Annotated in this window: 16 protein-coding genes and 1 riboswitch; of the genes, 1 reads left to right on the top strand and 15 read right to left on the bottom strand. The window is 60.5% G+C overall.

Features of this window, described 5'->3' with window-relative positions; translation table 11 throughout:
- Positions 1-18: 18 nt before the first annotated feature.
- The 10 genes from NTD86_RS18615 to cobO all read right to left on the bottom strand — a co-directional run bounded on the left by NTD86_RS18615 (position 19) and on the right by cobO (position 8,937).
- Entirely contained in the window at positions 19-756 is a 738-nt protein-coding gene (locus tag NTD86_RS18615; protein WP_262204338.1) for an adenosylcobinamide-GDP ribazoletransferase, read from the bottom strand.
- A gap of 2 nt (positions 757-758) precedes the next feature.
- Positions 759-1,334 (bottom strand): alpha-ribazole phosphatase family protein, encoded by a 576-nt coding sequence (cobC, locus tag NTD86_RS18610; RefSeq protein ID WP_262204337.1) that lies wholly within the window; start codon positions 1,332-1,334, stop codon positions 759-761.
- Positions 1,331-2,386: a nicotinate-nucleotide--dimethylbenzimidazole phosphoribosyltransferase gene (gene cobT, locus NTD86_RS18605; RefSeq protein WP_262204336.1), complete on the bottom strand. Its 1,056-nt coding sequence runs from the start codon at positions 2,384-2,386 to the stop codon at positions 1,331-1,333. Before cobT ends, cobC begins: the two co-directional genes overlap by 4 nt.
- Positions 2,383-2,904, bottom strand: coding sequence for a bifunctional adenosylcobinamide kinase/adenosylcobinamide-phosphate guanylyltransferase (cobU, locus tag NTD86_RS18600; protein ID WP_262204335.1), 522 nt, complete (start codon positions 2,902-2,904; stop codon positions 2,383-2,385). Before cobU ends, cobT begins: the two co-directional genes overlap by 4 nt.
- 100 nt (positions 2,905-3,004) lie before the next feature.
- Entirely contained in the window at positions 3,005-4,456 is a 1,452-nt protein-coding gene (locus tag NTD86_RS18595; RefSeq protein ID WP_262204334.1) for a cobyric acid synthase, read from the bottom strand.
- Positions 4,453-5,457, bottom strand: a complete 1,005-nt coding sequence (gene cobD / locus NTD86_RS18590; protein ID WP_262204508.1) for a threonine-phosphate decarboxylase CobD — start codon at positions 5,455-5,457, stop codon at positions 4,453-4,455. Before cobD ends, NTD86_RS18595 begins: the two co-directional genes overlap by 4 nt.
- Positions 5,450-6,358: an adenosylcobinamide-phosphate synthase CbiB gene (gene cbiB / locus NTD86_RS18585; protein ID WP_262204332.1), complete on the bottom strand. Its 909-nt coding sequence runs from the start codon at positions 6,356-6,358 to the stop codon at positions 5,450-5,452. Before cbiB ends, cobD begins: the two co-directional genes overlap by 8 nt.
- On the bottom strand, positions 6,355-7,005 hold the full coding sequence (gene bluB, locus NTD86_RS18580; protein ID WP_262204330.1) for a 5,6-dimethylbenzimidazole synthase: 651 nt from the start codon (positions 7,003-7,005) through the stop codon (positions 6,355-6,357). Before bluB ends, cbiB begins: the two co-directional genes overlap by 4 nt.
- Entirely contained in the window at positions 7,002-8,315 is a 1,314-nt protein-coding gene (locus NTD86_RS18575; RefSeq protein ID WP_262204329.1) for a cobyrinate a,c-diamide synthase, read from the bottom strand. Before NTD86_RS18575 ends, bluB begins: the two co-directional genes overlap by 4 nt.
- A 10-nt stretch (positions 8,316-8,325) precedes the next feature.
- Entirely contained in the window at positions 8,326-8,937 is a 612-nt protein-coding gene (gene cobO / locus NTD86_RS18570) for a cob(I)yrinic acid a,c-diamide adenosyltransferase (protein ID WP_262204327.1), read from the bottom strand.
- A gap of 81 nt (positions 8,938-9,018) precedes the next feature.
- A riboswitch (cobalamin riboswitch) is annotated at positions 9,019-9,266 on the bottom strand.
- A gap of 115 nt (positions 9,267-9,381) precedes the next feature.
- Here cobO and NTD86_RS18565 point away from each other — a divergent pair.
- Positions 9,382-10,686: a PQQ-dependent sugar dehydrogenase gene (locus NTD86_RS18565; protein WP_262204326.1), complete on the top strand. Its 1,305-nt coding sequence runs from the start codon at positions 9,382-9,384 to the stop codon at positions 10,684-10,686.
- Between the two features lie 178 nt (positions 10,687-10,864).
- On the opposite strand, the gene NTD86_RS18560 is transcribed toward NTD86_RS18565, so the two are convergent.
- The 5 genes from NTD86_RS18560 to NTD86_RS18540 all read right to left on the bottom strand — a co-directional run bounded on the left by NTD86_RS18560 (position 10,865) and on the right by NTD86_RS18540 (position 15,413).
- Positions 10,865-11,404: a C40 family peptidase gene (locus NTD86_RS18560; RefSeq protein WP_262204325.1), complete on the bottom strand. Its 540-nt coding sequence runs from the start codon at positions 11,402-11,404 to the stop codon at positions 10,865-10,867.
- Positions 11,405-11,549: 145 nt separating this feature from the next.
- Positions 11,550-12,173 carry a C40 family peptidase gene (locus NTD86_RS18555; protein ID WP_262204324.1) on the bottom strand — a complete coding sequence of 208 codons (624 nt, stop codon included), beginning with the start codon at positions 12,171-12,173 and terminating at the stop codon, positions 11,550-11,552.
- 210 nt (positions 12,174-12,383) lie between these two features.
- On the bottom strand, positions 12,384-13,088 hold the full coding sequence (gene hda / locus NTD86_RS18550; protein WP_048369745.1) for a DnaA regulatory inactivator Hda: 705 nt from the start codon (positions 13,086-13,088) through the stop codon (positions 12,384-12,386).
- 216 nt (positions 13,089-13,304) lie between these two features.
- Positions 13,305-14,378, bottom strand: a complete 1,074-nt coding sequence (locus NTD86_RS18545; protein WP_262204323.1) for an AI-2E family transporter — start codon at positions 14,376-14,378, stop codon at positions 13,305-13,307.
- Positions 14,379-14,411: 33 nt separating this feature from the next.
- Entirely contained in the window at positions 14,412-15,413 is a 1,002-nt protein-coding gene (locus tag NTD86_RS18540; RefSeq protein ID WP_262204322.1) for a DUF2066 domain-containing protein, read from the bottom strand.
- Between the last annotated feature and the right edge of the window lie 136 nt (positions 15,414-15,549).

Raw genomic sequence — 15,549 nt, 5'->3', positions numbered from 1 at the left:
TTTTAAACCACGCCGTTATCAAACTGATATCAGCGCTAACCCCACTAAAATCAGTACTTCCAGCAATTCCAGGAGCGCCCCGGCGGTGTCGCCCGTGGTGCCTCCCAAGCGTCGCACCATCACCCGCCGCAGCCATGTAAAACCCACAGCCGCCAGTACCAGGGCGTAAAATCCGGCTGAGCCGGCCATGACCAAACACGCCAATGCGCTCAGCCCCAGCACCCACCACCCCGCCTTGCGTGGCAGATGATCGGCCAGCGCCTGGCCCAAACCACCCGCACGCACGTAAGGCGTAGTCAGGAACACTGCGAGCAAAGCGCTGCGACCGATCAGCGGGGCAATCAACAAGACGGCCGTGTGGTGCTGCTCGATCAACGCCAGCAATGCGCAAAACTTGAGTAACAGCACCAGCACCAGCGTGACCACTGCAATCGGGCCGCTACGCGGGTCTTTCATGATGGTCAGGGTGCGTTCGCGATCCCCAAAGCCACCCAGCCAGGCATCCGCACTGTCTGCCAGACCGTCCAGATGCAAGCCGCCACTGAGCAATACCCAGGCCGTCAGCAACAACGCCGCATGCAGCATCAACGGCGCCCCTGCCAACAAACCGTTCAGCGCCCATAACAGCCCGCCAAACAACAGTCCGACCAACGGATAAAACAGCAGTGAGCGCCCCAGTTCCTGGGGCTGCGGCATACCGGGCAAACGAATCGGCAAGCTGCTCAGAAACTGCAAGGCGATCCAGAAGGGCAACATGTTCAGCCCCCCTCGCTCAATACGCCGCCTGCGTCGACCCGTAGCTCGAACAGCGCACCATGGGCCACTTGAACCTGCAGTAACTGCTCACGCGGCAAGCCACGGGCCTGAGCCAGCAGCAATTTCATCACCCCGCCGTGACACACCACCAGCACCCGCTCCCCCGCGTACGCTTGCTGCAAGCGATTGACCGCCGCCCGCACGCGCTGCGAGAACTCAAGCACCGGCTCGCCTTCAGGCGGGGTAAAACTGTAGGGGTCCGCCCAAAACAGGCCCAGCGCCTGTTCATCGGTTTCCATCAGCGCGGCGGCACTCTGCCCTTCCCACGCGCCGAAATGCAGCTCTTGCAGGTCTTTGTCGAAGGTCACCGGCAGGTCGAGTTGCCCGCCCAACTCTCGAGAGAATAAAGCGCAGCGCTGCAATGGCGAGCTGACAATCCGTGCCCAGGGCCCTTGCCCCTGCACCGCCGCACGCATTTGCGCCCAGCCCGCAGCCGTCAGCGCGTCATCGAGGCTGCCGCGCAACCCGCCGCCCAGTTCGGTTTCGCCATGGCGCAGCAAGTCCAGGGTGAGACTCATGCCGGACGGTCCGCAACAGCTGCCTCGGCAAACGTTGCCATCTGCCCGTGCAGATCACAGGCCAGCCGCACCAGCGGCACCGACAGCGCGGCACCGCTGCCTTCCCCCAGGCGCAAGCCCAGTTCCAACAGCGGCTCGGCCTCCAGGCTTTCCAGCACACGCCGATGCCCGTGTTCGGCACCGCGATGGCTAAACACCAGCCATTGGCGGCATTCAGGATTCAAACGCACGGCCACCATGGCGGCCACAGTGCAGATAAACCCGTCGACCAGCGCCACGATGCCGGCTTGCGCACACGCCACATAGGCACCGGCCAGAGCCGCAATCTCGAACCCGCCGAGGCGGAACAAGGTTTGCAGCGGGTCGTCCAGATAGCCGTCATGAAACGCCAGCGCCTGCTCAATCACCCGCGCCTTGTGGCTGACGCCCGCCGCATCCAGCCCGGTGCCCGGCCCGGTCAGCTCAGACGCCGGGCATTGCAGCAGCGCACTGGCCACGGCACTGGCCGACGCCGTATTGCCAATGCCCATCTCGCCGCCGACAAACAGTTCACTGCCCTGCTCCTTCGCACGGGCTACGCTGTCGCGCCCTGCAGCCAGAGCTTTCAAGCCCTGCGCATCGGACATGGCCGGGCCTGTAGCGAAATTGGCAGTGCCAGCGCCCAGTTGCAAATGCCGCACACCCGGCAGATTGAGCATCGGCGTCACCGTACCCAGGTCGACGACGTCCAATTGCGCGCCCAACTGACGGGCCAATACGCTGATCGCCGCTCCCCCGCTGACAAAGTTGGCCAGCATCTGCCCGGTCACTTCTTGCGGGTAAGCCGAAACCCCCTCGGCGACCACGCCGTGATCACCGGCAAAAATCGCTATCCACAACTGATCGGCACGCGGCTTCAACCGCCCCTGCAACCCGGCCAGTTGCACCGCCAACGCTTCCAGTTGCCCCAGCGAACCTGCCGGTTTGGTCAACTGCTGCTGACGCTCGGCTGCGGCCGCTTGCACGTCACCATCAGCCGCTTTGCACGGGTTCAGCCACCATGGAGTATTCATAGAGCAGTTCCTTTCAATGTCAGGGGCAGGCCCGCCACGGTCAGCACCACGCGCTGACAACGCTCGGCCAAGGCTTGATGCAACCAACCGGCTTCATCGACGTAACGGCGAGTCAACTCGCCCAGCGGCACGACACCCATTCCGGTTTCGTTGCTGACAAACACAAGCTGCCCCGGCAGTTCAGCCAGGCTTTCCAGCAGCGCATCACGCTCTGCGCTCAGGCGCTGCGGGTCTTCGAGCATCAAAAGGTTGGTCAGCCACAGCGTCAGGCAGTCCACCAGCAGGCAGGTGTCCGGGCGGGCGTTCTCACGCAGCACCCTCGCCAGCTCGATTGGCTCCTCGATCAACCCCCAGTGTGCGGGACGACGATCACGATGCTGGCGAACACGCTCGCTCATTTCACCGTCCAGCGGCTGGCTGGTCGCAATGTAGATGACCGGGCAGCCCGAGTCGGCCGCCAGCTTCTCGGCCAAGCGACTTTTACCCGAGCGGGCGCCACCCAAAATCAGTTGCTGCATGTTTAAAAGCCTCTAAAAATGCCGCATCCCCTGCAGGAGCGAGCTTGCCTCGCGAGCTTTTAGAAGCTCAAAAGGTCGCGAGGCGAACTCGCTCCTACAGTTAAATACCGCAAAGCTCGCGCAAGTACGCCGTATCCAGATGTTTCTCTACCAGATCGGCCAGACGTTCGATGTCGCGCTCGCGCAAGGCGTGGTAGTCCACCGCCTGTACGTTCTGCAACCCGGCCCAGCGCAGTAACGCGCCACAGGCCGCGGGCGATTCAAACAAGCCGTGCAGGTACGTGCCCAGAACCTGCCCGTCGGCGCTCTGCGCACCGTCACAGCGGCCATCATCCAGACGCACCGCGGGCTGCTCCAGCGCCGCCCCCGTGGTGACACCGGCGTGAATCTCATAGCCGTTGACCTCAGCGTTTTCCAGCAGCAAATGGCCGCGCACGTTGCGCAGTTGCTTCTCGGCCGCCAGCTCCGTGCTGAAATTCAACAACCCCAGCCCCTCGCTGGAGCCGGGCGCCCCCTCCAACCCCAATGGGTCATGCACCTGCTCGCCGAGCATCTGCAAACCACCGCAAATCCCCAGCACTTTGCCGCCGTAGCGCAAGTGCCGGTTGATCGCTGTCTCCCAGCCATTGGCGCGCAGATAGGCCAAGTCGCTACGCACGCTTTTAGAGCCCGGCAGGATAATCAAGTCCGCGGACGCAATTGCCTGGCCCGGCCCGACAAACTGCAAATCCACCTGCGGGTGCAGGCGCAGCGGGTCAAAGTCGGTGTGGTTGCTGATGCGCGGCAGCACCGGCACCACCACCTTGAGCACTTGCTCGGCTTTATCGGCCTGACGCTGGTCGATGCCGTCTTCGGCCTCGAGGTGCAAATCCAGCACATAGGGCAACACGCCGATAACCGGCTTGCCGGTACGCTGCTCCAGCCAGTCCAGCCCTGGTTGCAGCAAAGCAATGTCGCCGCGAAAACGGTTGATGATGAACCCTTTGACCCGTGCCTGCTCGGTCTCGGACAACAGCTCCAGAGTCCCGACCAGATGCGCAAAGACCCCGCCCCGGTTGATATCGGCAATCAGGACCACCGGGCAATCCACCGCTTCGGCAAAGCCCATGTTGGCAATATCACCGGCACGCAGGTTGATCTCCGCCGGGGAACCCGCCCCTTCAACCATGACCACTGGGTACGCGTCACTCAAGCGTTGATGGGACGCCAGCACCGCCTGCATGGCGATGGCTTTGTAGTCGTGATACGCCACCGCGTTCATGGTGGTGACGGCGCGACCATGGATAATCACCTGCGCGCCCGTGTCGCTGTTGGGCTTGAGCAGCACCGGATTCATGTCGGTGTGAGGTGCCAACCTGGCAGCCTGGGCCTGCACGGCCTGGGCGCGGCCAATTTCACCGCCTTCGGGGGTTACGGCACTGTTGAGCGCCATGTTTTGCGGCTTGAACGGCACTACGCGCACGCCTTCACGGGTCAGCCAGCGGCACAAAGCCGTGACCAGCGTGCTTTTGCCCGCATCGGAGGTGGTGCCCTGCACCATCAATGTGCTCATGGAAGCTCCTTGCCCAGCGCCAGGCTATAAGCCTGCAATGCGGCTTGCAGCTTCACCCAGTCGGCCTCATCGGCAGGCAGGCCAAAACGTACGCTGCTGTTACTGGTAAACAGGCGCAGCAAAATCCCGCGCTGCGCCATGAATTCATACAGATGCTCGGCGCGCGGCGTGATCAGCCACTGGAACAAGGCGCAACCGCCTTGGGGCTGCAAATCATGCTGGCCCAGCAAATGCTGCAGGCGGGCACTGGCCAGCTCACTGCGCTCTCGCTGACGAGCATGGGCGTCGGTGTCGAGCAGGCACGCCTGGCCGACCATTCGGGTCGGGCCGCTGACGGCCCATGGCCCCACTTGCTCTGCCAGCAACTTGAGCAGTTTGAGGTCTGCCAACACAAAGCCCAAACGTACTCCGGCCAGGCCGAAAAACTTGCCGAATGAGCGCAGCACGATCAACCCCGTCCGCCAGCTCTGGGCGGCCAAGCTCAAGTCGGGGGTGTTGTCCATGAAGGCTTCGTCCACCACCAGCCAGCCGCCGCGCAAGGCCAGCCGTGCATGCCACCCCAGCAAACGCTCAGGTGACAGGCTCAGCCCCGTCGGGTTGTTGGGGTTGACCACCACCAGCACATCCAGGGTATCGAGGTAGAGGTCGACCTCCTGCTCCAGGATTTCACGCACGATATGCCCGCTACGTCGCCAGGACTCGGCATGTTCGGCGTAGCACGGCGAAAGCACGCCGACCTTGCCACTGCGGCGCAGACGCGGCAGCAACTGGATCGCACATTGCGAACCCGGCACCGGCAGCACGTTCGGCGCGCCGTAGTAGTCGCACGCGGCCTGCTCAAGCCCGTCATCGGTTTCTGGCAGGCGCGCCCAGGCCCGCTCAGGCACAGGCGGAATTGTAAAAGGCCAGGGCGCAAGGCCACTGGACAAGTCCAGCCATTGCGACTCGGCAATACCGTAGTCCAGGGCCGCCTGCCGCAAACGTCCGCCATGCTCAAGCAAAGAATTCACTCCCCACACACAAGATCAGTAACCACAACCATACGCCGCGCTGCACCAGTTGCCAGCCGCGGCCGATCGAGTCGGCATCGGCGGGCACGCCTTCGCCCAATTGCGGGCGCTCATGCAATTCACCGTGATAAATCGCTGCACCGCCCAGTTCCACACCCAGTGCACCGGCGCCAGACGCCATTACCGGGCCGGCATTGGGGCTGTCCCAGAGCGGCGCCTGTTTGCGCCAGCAGGTCAGGGCCAGCCGGGTTTTGCCCAGCACTGCGTAGGTCAAAGCCACCAGCCGTGCAGGAATATAGTTGAGCAAGTCGTCGATACGCGCCGCGGCCCAACCAAAGCGTTCGAAACGTTCGTTGCGATAGCCCCACATAGCATCCAGCGTATTGCTCAAACGGTAGAGCACCACGCCCGGCGCACCCGCCACGGCAAACCAGAACAAAGCCGCGAACACCGCATCACTGCCGTTTTCCAGCACTGACTCAGTGGCTGCCCGGGCTACTTCGGTGGCGTCCAGTTCGCTGGTCTGGCGACTGACCAGATACCCGACCCGCGTGCGCGCTTCATCCAGATCGTTGGCGCGCAAAGCGCCAGCCACCGGCTGCACGTGTTCGCCCAGGCTGCGCATACCCAGCGCGCAGTACAGCGCCAGGATGTCCACCAGCCAACCGATATAAGGCAACCACGAAAGCGCCGTGGCCAGAATTGTCAACGGCACCACCGCCAGTACCCAAGCGGTGACGCCATGGCTGCGCCAGCCTCGGCCACCCGAATTGAATCGCTGCTCGATCCGGTCCGCCATGCGGCCAAAGGCAACCAGCGGATGCCAGCGTTTAGGCTCGCCGAACAGCGCATCCAGCGCCACACCGGCAACGCACAACAACGCCACACTCATGGCTTCACTCCCCAATAATTCTCGTACACCAATTCATTCAGCGGACGCGCCTGCGCCCACCCTTCCAGCACCAGCATCGGAGCCGGATAAAACTGCTCGACCGGCCCCAGACACAACACCGCCAGTGGTTTGGCACCCGCGGGCAGGCCTAGCAGATCGGCCAGCGCCTGTGGCTCGAACAATGACACCCAGCCCATGCCCAGGCCTTCGACCCGCGCCGCCAACCACAGGTTTTGAATCGCGCAGGACAGCGACGCCATGTCCATTTCCGGCAATGTCCGACGACCAAAAATGTGTTTTTCGCGGTCGTCCATCAACGCTGCCACCAGCACTTCGGCGCAGTCGTTGATGCCTTCGACCTTGAGCGTCATGAACTCGTCCGAACGCTCGCCCAATGCGTGAGCGGTGCGCACTCGTTCGGCCTCAACCACGGTTTGAATCTGCCCGCGCAGCGCTCGGTCGGTGATGCGGATAAACCGCCACGGCTGCATCAGGCCCACGCTCGGCGCCTGATGCGCAGCTTCCAGCAAGCGCGCCAACAACTGCGGCGCCACCTCACCGCCGCAGAAGTGCCGCATATCGCGGCGCTCAGCAATGGCGCGGTAAACAGCAGCCTTTTCTTCAGGACTAAATGCGTTGTCGCTCATGGCACCTTCACGGCACACGGCGCAAACAACGCGGCAATGGCCTGGGGATTGGACGGAAAGTAAAAGTGCACATAAGACGCCGTCATGCGCCCTTCGCGATACACCGCTTCAGCCCCGCGCCCACCATTGGGGCTCCCCCCCCTCGCGATAGGTTCAAGCTCAGTACTGGTCAACGAATGATGATAGGTGTGGCCACGCAGCAGGCCTTCGGGCATCTCGACGGCCTGCAATGCCAGGGCCGCCAGGCGCTTTTGCATGGTCGCCTCGCCCTTGAGCAAGCCGACCAGCTCTTCGCGCTGGCCGTCAACGTCAGTCAAGGCATCAAGCAGATACAGCATGCCACCACACTCGGCCAGCAACGGTTTACCCGCGTGATGGTGCGCACGAATCGCGTCTAGCATCACGGTGTTGCGGGCCAACGCCTGGTGATGTAACTCCGGATAACCGCCCGGCAAATACAAGCTGTCCGCTTCAGGCAGGTGCGTGTCGCGAATGGGTGAGAAGTACACCAGTTCGGCGCCCATTTCACGCAGCAGCGCCAGACTCGCACCATAGGTGAAAGCGAAGGCTTCATCCCGGGCGACGGCAATCCGCACACCGGCCAACCAGGGTTGGACCGTCACACGCTCAGGTGCCGCAAACTCCACCGCCGGTGGCAGCGCTACCTCACAGGTGCTGGCCAACGCATTGGCGGCCGCATCCAGACGCACATCAAGGTCGTTCAACTCGCTGGCCTGCACCAGCCCCAAATGGCGGCTTGGCAGCTCAATCCCGGTTTCACGGGACAACGCGCCATACCAGCGCAGGCCTTCGGTCAGGCTACCTTCAAGCAACTGCGCGTGGCGTACGGTACCGACCCGATTGGCCAGCACCCCGGCGAACGGTAGATCCGGCTGATAGCGCGCCAGCCCCAGAGCCAGGGCGCCAAAGGTCTGGGCCATGGCCGTGCCATCAATCACGCCCAACACCGGCACACCGAAATGACGCGCCAGATCGGCGCTGGACGGCGTGCCGTCGAACAGGCCCATGACGCCTTCGATCAGGATCAGGTCCGATTCACCGGCCGCTTCCCACAACAGGCGACGGCTTTCCTCGGCGCCGACCATCCATAAATCGACCTGATACACCGGCGCGCCGCTGGCACGCTCGAGGATCATGGGGTCGAGAAAATCGGGGCCACATTTAAACACCCGCACTCTGCGGCCCTGATTGCGGTGCAATCGGGCCAGGGCTGCGGTAACGGTGGTCTTGCCCTGGCCGGAAGCCGGCGCGGCGATCAATACCGCCGGGCAATGACGCGACTCTCTCATGCTTGAACACTCACAATTCAATGCCTTTCTGGGCTTTGATACCGGCCTGGAAGGCATGTTTGATCACGCCCATTTCAGTCACGGTATCGGCCAGGTCAATCAGTTCAGGTTTAGCGCCGCGCCCGGTGACCAGCACATGCTGCATCGGCGGACGGGCTTGCAGGTCGCTCAGCACTTGCTCCAGGTCGAGGTAGCCGTGCTTGAGCGCAATGTTCAATTCATCCAGCACCACCAGGCCGATGGCCGGGTCGCGCAGCATCTCGCGGGACACTTCCCAGGCGGCTTGGGCGGCAGCGATATCACGCTGACGGTCCTGAGTTTCCCAGGTAAAGCCTTCGCCCATCACGTGATAGCGCACTTGTTCAGGGAAGCGACGGAAAAAGATCTCTTCGCCGGTGCTGTTACGCCCCTTGATGAACTGCACCACGCCGCACTGCATGCCGTGGCCCATGGCCCGGGCCAACATGCCGAAAGCCGAACTGCTCTTGCCTTTGCCGTTGCCGGTCAACACCAGCAGCAGGCCGCACTCATTGGGAGCGCTGGCAATGCGTTCGTCCATAATCGCTTTTTTGCGTTGCATACGTGCCAGATGGCGTTCGTCGCGTTCCGGGGATTCGTTCATGGCAGCTCTCCGTTGGGGCTAAAAAATGCAAACGGGAGGCGGGGGAATTCATTGAAAATCGACACACCTTCGCCCGCCGCAAGGGTGCTGGATGGATCAGGCCGGTCTCCGGACTCATGAGTGGCGCGCTCCTTATGCTGGGCAGCGCCTGGCCACGCGCCTTCCCGTGCTTTAAACACAGTGGCATTGAGCGTGATGTCTACTCATTTACCGTTGCGGGGGCAGCGCCGGGATCAAAGCGGTTGCGTGGGTACAACGCGCCCTCACCGGCTTCCCTGTTTCACTCTGCCAACCCTGGGTTGCAGAGCACCTGAAACAAGCCGCGAAGGTTAGAGGGTTGGGGGTGGAGCGTCAATTAAAGGTGCTGGGCGTTGGCATCGACCTGAACCTTTGGGCAACTACGCTTCTCTATGACTGACACGCCTTTTTTTCATGGAGATCCACATGCTCAAACGCCAGCACGCTGTTGTCATCGTTTTAGCGGCAGGGTTGGCTGCCTGCGGTGAAAGTTCGACCTTGAACGTCGCGGACGGCACCGGCCCCTCGCCCAAGTTGCCTGCGCCTAACAAGACACTGATCCCCACGGTCAATATCGCCCCGGCGGTGGGCTGGGCAGAAGGCGCCACGCCGGTTGCCGCACAAGGTCTGCAGGTGCAGGCGTTTGCCGAAGGGCTTGATCACCCGCGCTGGTTGTATGTGTTGCCCAATGGCGATGTATTGGTGGCCGAAAGCAATGCACCGGCCAAGCCGGAAGGCAGCCAGGGCATTCGTGAATGGATTGCGGGCAAGGTCATGGGGCGCGCCGGAGCGGGCGTCCCGAGCGCCAATCGGATCACCTTGTTGCGCGACGCAGACCATGACGGCAAGGCCGAAACCCGTACGGTGTTCCTTGAGAACCTGAACTCGCCCTTTGGCATGACCTTGGTGGGCAATGACCTGTACGTCGCGGATGCCGACAAACTCCTGCGCTTTCCTTACCAAACGGGTGACCAGTCAATCAGCGCACAGCCAACCAAGATCATTGACTTGCCAAGCGGTCTGAACCATCACTGGACCAAAAACGTCATCGCCAGCCCTGACGGTAAAAAACTCTATGTGAGCGTGGGATCGAACAGTAACGTCGGTGAGAACGGCCTCGACAAGGAAGAAGGTCGCGCGGCGATCTGGGAAGTCGACCCTGCCACTGGCAGCCACCGCATATTTGCCTCCGGGCTGCGCAACCCTAATGGCATGGACTGGGAACCGAAGACCGGCAAATTGTGGACAGCCGTGAACGAGCGTGACGAAATCGGCAGCGATCTGGTACCTGACTACATCACCTCGGTACAGGACGGCGGCTTTTATGGCTGGCCGTACAGCTACTATGGCCAGCACATCGACGCGCGGGTCAACCCGCAAAACCCCGAACTGGTGGCCAAGGCCATTGCCCCGGACTACGCGGTCGGCCCGCACACCGCCTCGTTGGGTTTGAGCTTTGCTCAAAACAGCAAACTGCCCAACTTCACCGAAGGCGTCTTCATTGGCCAACACGGCTCCTGGAACCGCAAACCGCACAGTGGTTATAAAGTGGTTTTCGTACCGTTTGCCGATGGCAAGCCTCACGGCATGCCAATTGATGTATTGACCGGTTTTCTCAGCCCCGACGAAAAGGCCATGGGCCGGCCGGTGGGAGTGGTTATCGATAAACAGGGGGATTTACTGGTAGCCGATGACGTCGGCAACAAAGTGTGGCGGGTGTCGGGCAAATGAAGCTCAAAATCTGAACGCCCTCACCCTAACCCTCTCCCGGAGGGAGAGGGAACTGATTGGGGAATGCTTGAGATGTGTAGCGCCCTGCCAGGACTGCATCAAATCCAGAAAACACCGCGATAAAGCTCCCTCTCCTTCGGGAGAGGGCTGGGGTGAGGGGGCTTTTGGCGCAGGGTTATTAAGGCAAACGCGCCAGGTGCTGCTCGGTCGGCAGTACGCGCTTGGCGTTCAAATAAGCTTTTTGCCAGTAGGCTTTGCTGAGGCTGTCCAGCTTGACCGTACCGCCTGTGGCCGGCGCATGGACGAAGCGACCTTCACCCACATAGATACCTGCATGGCTCACCTGAGTGCCGCCACCGGTTGCGAAGAACAGCAGATCGCCGGTTTGCAGTTGATCCTTGCCGACACTCTGGCCCCTCATCACAATCATTTCGCGCGTGGTGCGCGGCAATGAAATACCCGCCACGTCGTTGTAGACGTATTTGATCAAACCGCTGCAATCAAAACCCGAATCCGGCGTATTGCCACCCCAGCGATAAGGCGTACCCACCAGCCCAAGGGCGCGGAACAAGACGTCTGCCGCCAAAGGCGAACCATCATCGACTGGAGCTGCCACAACCGGAGGCTTGACCTCTACCGGGACTGGCGCCGGGCGGTTGGCGCAAGCACTGAGCAAGGCGGCTAACGTAATCAGGGCAACGCGGGCCATGGTCGACATAAACAGAATGTTCCTGATTCTGGATACGGCTACTGGGCCGCGAAAACCCGAAGCCGCGACAGGGAGCACCTTCGCGGCTTCAGGAATTTAACATTGCGACTGAATTCTAGCTCTTAGAAGCCAAACTTCAAGTAAGACTTTAACTTTACTTACGGGCCACTACGCTAGTCGGCGCCATCGCCAAGGCACGCTTGGCTTCAATAAAGGTCTTGTTCCAGTAGGTATCACCCAGGCTATCAATCCGCACACCACCGCTGCGGCGGCTGCTGGAGTGAATAAACTGGTCATCGCCCAGGTAAATGCCCGCGTGGCTGACGCGCCCGCGACCATTGGTGCTGAAGAACAGCAAATCACCCGGTTTGAGGTTGTTTCGTGCGACCAACGGTGCATTTACGTTGATCATTTCACGTGTGGAGCGCGGCAGTTGCATGCCCGCTTCCTCTTTGAACAGATAGCCGATAAAGCCACTGCAATCGAACCCAGCCTCAGAAGTGCCGCCAAAACGGTAACGGGTACCAATCAAGGACATTCCGCGCTCAAGAATGCTGTCAGCCAAAGCTGGCAGTTCGTAAGGCTTGCTGTTTTCAGAGAATTGAGCCAGTTCTTTTTCAGTCGCCATTTCTTCCTGATAAAGAGCGGAAGACTGGGACGAAGATGACTTTTGAACCTGTGAGTCGACAACTTGCTGGGACACTGGCGAGTGAGCAGCGCAGCCGAACAGCAGGGTAACGAGTGCGAGAGGCACGAGGGGTGCGAAGCGCTTTAGCATGGGCACGACCGTGGCTTGTAGGAAAAAGTAGCGGAGACTATGCCTTCTATGATCCTCATTTGCAAATTCAATCGAATTAAATGTGACTCAGTCGATTTCACGTGACATCTAAGGTTTTACACCCCTGAGCTTTGAATTTGCGTCGACAACGTCTGGCACGCAGGTTCCCTGGCGCCTGAACGGTATTAAAACGCAGCAGGAACGGGCTGCTTACCAGCCAAGGGTTTCTTTCAAAAAGGGGATGGTGAGCTTGCGTTGCGCTTGCAAGGACGCCTGATCGAGGCGCTCGAGCAGCTCGAACAACGCGCTCATGCTGCGCGTACCACGCGTAAGGATGAAATGCCCGACTTCATCGGTCAGGTGCAGGCCACGACGCGACGCGCGCAATTGCAAGGCACGCAACTTGTCCTCATCGGACAAAGGGCGCATTTGAAAAATCAGCGCCAGGGTAAGGCGCGATTTGAGGTCAGCCAGTTTGATCGGCAACTCACGCGGCGAAGCCGACGCGGCAATCAATAAACGACGGCCGCTGTCGCGCAGACGATTGAACAGATGGAACAGTGCTTCTTCCCAATCAGCACGCCCGGCCACCGCCTGAAGGTCATCAAGGCACACCAACTCGTATTGCTCGAGGTTGTCGAGAATCTCGATACCGCGATCCAGCAACTCGGCAAGCGGCAAATACACGGCCGGCTCACCCAGCTGTTCAAAACGCAAGCACGCTGCCTGCAGCAAATGCGTACGCCCTACCCCATGCTTGCCCCACAGATAAATCAGACTTTCTGTCCAGCCGGCGTCGGCTTCGCACAGACGTTCGACGTAGCCGAGTGCAGCGGCATTGGCGCCTGGATAGTAATTGATGAAGGTAGCGTCATCTCGCAGACGCACACCTAGGGGCAGCTGAATCGGTTTCATGCTGACTGAACAGTTCAAACGAACCGTTAGTGGCCTCTGTGTAAAGTTTGCAAAGTTTATACCCGTGTAGCCGGGCGCACAATGTAACAGACCACGAGCAAAATCAAAGGTTTGCGTTAACACATTGGATTGAATGGAGTTTTTTGACAGGGCGAGAATAAAAAGAGGCCGGTTCATCGCCACATGAACCGGCCTCTTTTTCAAACGTTGATCACGCTACAACTCCGGCTCCGCATCTCCCTTATAGGCCTTGGAGCCTTTGTACAAATCGTGCACATGGCGCACCAGCACCATGATCACCGCCGCCACCGGCAAGGCCAGCAGCACCCCGGTGAAGCCGAACAGCTCACCGCCCGCAAGAATCGCAAAGATCACTGCCACCGGGTGCAGGCCGATACGATCACCCACCAGCAAGGGGGTCAGCACCATGCCTTCCAGCGCCTGGCCGACCATGAACACCGCGACAATCCCCAGCATCGGGTACAAGTCACCGCCAAACTGGAACAACCCTGCAATCAATGCCGCACCAATGCCGGTGATAAAGCCCATGTACGGCACGATGGACGCCAGGCCGGCGAGCAAGCCGATCAACAGCCCCAGCTCTAGGCCCAACAACATCAGGCCGGCGGAATAGATCACGCCCAAGGCCAGCATCACCAGCAATTGCCCGCGCACGAAGGCCCCCAGAACGTCGTGACACTCGGTGGCCAACGACACGATCTGCTTTTCGCGATCACGCGGCAGCAGCCCGCGAATCTTGGCCAGCAACACATCCCAGTCACGCAGCAAGTAGAAAGCCACCACTGGAATCAGTACCAGATTGACCAATAGACCGACCAGCGCGAGGCTCGACGCCGTCGCCCGCGACAACACCACACCGGCGATATCACCCGCCTGGCCCATGTGTGCGGTAATCGTCGCCTTGATCTTGTCGAAGTTCCAGAAGTTGTCACCCAGCCCGAACTTGGTCTGCACCCAAGGCAAGGCCGTGTTCTGCAGCCAGTCCAGAACTTGCGGCGCCAGTTGATAGAGCTTCATCAACTGTTTGGCCAGCATCGGCACCAGCACCACCATCAAGGTGACAAGGATGACGGTGAACAGGGCGAACACCGTGATCGTGCCCCAGGTTCTTGAAAGCCCTACCCTCTCCAGCCGGTCAACCACCGGGTCGAACATATAGGCGAGGAGCATCGCGATCAGAAAAGGCGTCAGTATCGGGTGCAAGAAGTACACAAATAGCGCTGCCGCCAACGCTACCCCCAACCATACCCACAGTCGCGAACCCTTCATAAATACGTGTCCTTATATATAGAAGAGAAAAACCTACCAGCTAAAACGCAATTGCGAACCCTGAGATGCACCAGCAGCCTGGTCCGCAGGTACTTCATGCATCTGCGCCAGCGCCAACTGCGAACGCAGTTGATCTGCACTGCCATTGACCTTGTAAACGATATGATCGCCTTCCACGCTCACCAGTTGACCGCCAAAAGGCTCAAGCAACCGGCTCAACTGAGCATAGCGCTCCAGGGTCATACCCTGCACTTCAAGCAACTGATCCGTTGAAACACCCGGCTTGACGGCATAGCGCGGCGCCAGCCGTTGGCTGACCTGCAGGAGCACATCGTCTGCCAGGGCCGCCTGATCGGCGCCAGTGGCGGTGCCTTGCTCTTGCTGATCACCGATCCACAAGCGCCACTTGGCCTGCCATTGACCACTGTCTTCGTGGGCATGCACCGCCAGCAGCGCGTCTGCACCATAACGCTCGGAGGCATCCTTGAGTGGCGCCGGGTTGGAACCTTCCAGATTTTCAGCGGTGCCGACCAACTGCTCGCTCAAGTCAGCCAGCGGCAAACGCAGCGGTAGCCCGCGGTGTTGTGCAGCGCGGCGCAAGGGCTCGGCAGCCGCTTGACCGTCACCGACCAGGCTGGAGCCGTCAACCGCATCGTTCAACCACCAGCCCAGCAACGCCGGACGGTTAGTCCCCCACAGCGACAAACCGGCCTGGCGCAAGGCGCGATCAGTGCTCACCGGGTCAAAGTCCACTTGCAGGGATTCAGGCGGGCCGGCGTCATAGCCGTATTGGCTGATGATCTGCTGAGGGTCTTTGCGAATCGCCTCCAGCGCCGGGCTCTGGACCGCCTTGGCATCACCCGTCAGGCGCAGCACCATGGTTTCCAGGGCTTTTTGCGTGGCTTGCGCGCGCTCGTCCGCAGACTGGCTGCTCACCGGCTCACGCACTTGATACAGCCCCGTCAGAATTTCGGCATGACTCGCCAGGCTGAAAAAAGACAAACAGCCCACAGCTAAAAATTGATGAAAACGCATGAAAGATTCCCAACGGCAAAAAAGGGCAATGAAAGGCCGTATTAAAACACTCGATAACGCTTCAGACAGGCCGACAGCCAAATCATTCAGGTCTGCATCGCAGAATTCATACGGTCATGAAAATCTAAAGTTGGCG

This window comes from Pseudomonas sp. 7P_10.2_Bac1 (assembly GCF_025465935.1).
Classification (GTDB): Bacteria; Pseudomonadota; Gammaproteobacteria; order Pseudomonadales; family Pseudomonadaceae; genus Aquipseudomonas.
The sequence above is the reverse complement of the archived record's forward strand: the minus strand, read 5'-3'. Positions and strand labels throughout refer to the sequence as shown.

Coding starts and splice junctions, on each gene's coding strand:
- NTD86_RS18565 (WP_262204326.1), top strand. CDS start 9,382: ATGCTCAAACGCCAGCACGCTGTTGTCATCGTTTTAGCGGCAGGGTTG.
- NTD86_RS18615 (WP_262204338.1), bottom strand. CDS start 756: ATGTTGCCCTTCTGGATCGCCTTGCAGTTTCTGAGCAGCTTGCCGATT.
- NTD86_RS18545 (WP_262204323.1), bottom strand. CDS start 14,378: ATGAAGGGTTCGCGACTGTGGGTATGGTTGGGGGTAGCGTTGGCGGCA.
- NTD86_RS18560 (WP_262204325.1), bottom strand. CDS start 11,404: ATGTCGACCATGGCCCGCGTTGCCCTGATTACGTTAGCCGCCTTGCTC.
- hda (WP_048369745.1), bottom strand. CDS start 13,088: ATGAAACCGATTCAGCTGCCCCTAGGTGTGCGTCTGCGAGATGACGCT.
- NTD86_RS18555 (WP_262204324.1), bottom strand. CDS start 12,173: ATGCTAAAGCGCTTCGCACCCCTCGTGCCTCTCGCACTCGTTACCCTG.
- cobU (WP_262204335.1), bottom strand. CDS start 2,904: ATGCAGCAACTGATTTTGGGTGGCGCCCGCTCGGGTAAAAGTCGCTTG.
- cobC (WP_262204337.1), bottom strand. CDS start 1,334: ATGAGTCTCACCCTGGACTTGCTGCGCCATGGCGAAACCGAACTGGGC.
- cbiB (WP_262204332.1), bottom strand. CDS start 6,358: ATGAGTGTGGCGTTGTTGTGCGTTGCCGGTGTGGCGCTGGATGCGCTG.
- NTD86_RS18595 (WP_262204334.1), bottom strand. CDS start 4,456: ATGAGCACATTGATGGTGCAGGGCACCACCTCCGATGCGGGCAAAAGC.
- cobT (WP_262204336.1), bottom strand. CDS start 2,386: ATGAATACTCCATGGTGGCTGAACCCGTGCAAAGCGGCTGATGGTGAC.
- cobO (WP_262204327.1), bottom strand. CDS start 8,937: ATGAACGAATCCCCGGAACGCGACGAACGCCATCTGGCACGTATGCAA.
- NTD86_RS18575 (WP_262204329.1), bottom strand. CDS start 8,315: ATGAGAGAGTCGCGTCATTGCCCGGCGGTATTGATCGCCGCGCCGGCT.
- NTD86_RS18540 (WP_262204322.1), bottom strand. CDS start 15,413: ATGCGTTTTCATCAATTTTTAGCTGTGGGCTGTTTGTCTTTTTTCAGC.
- bluB (WP_262204330.1), bottom strand. CDS start 7,005: ATGAGCGACAACGCATTTAGTCCTGAAGAAAAGGCTGCTGTTTACCGC.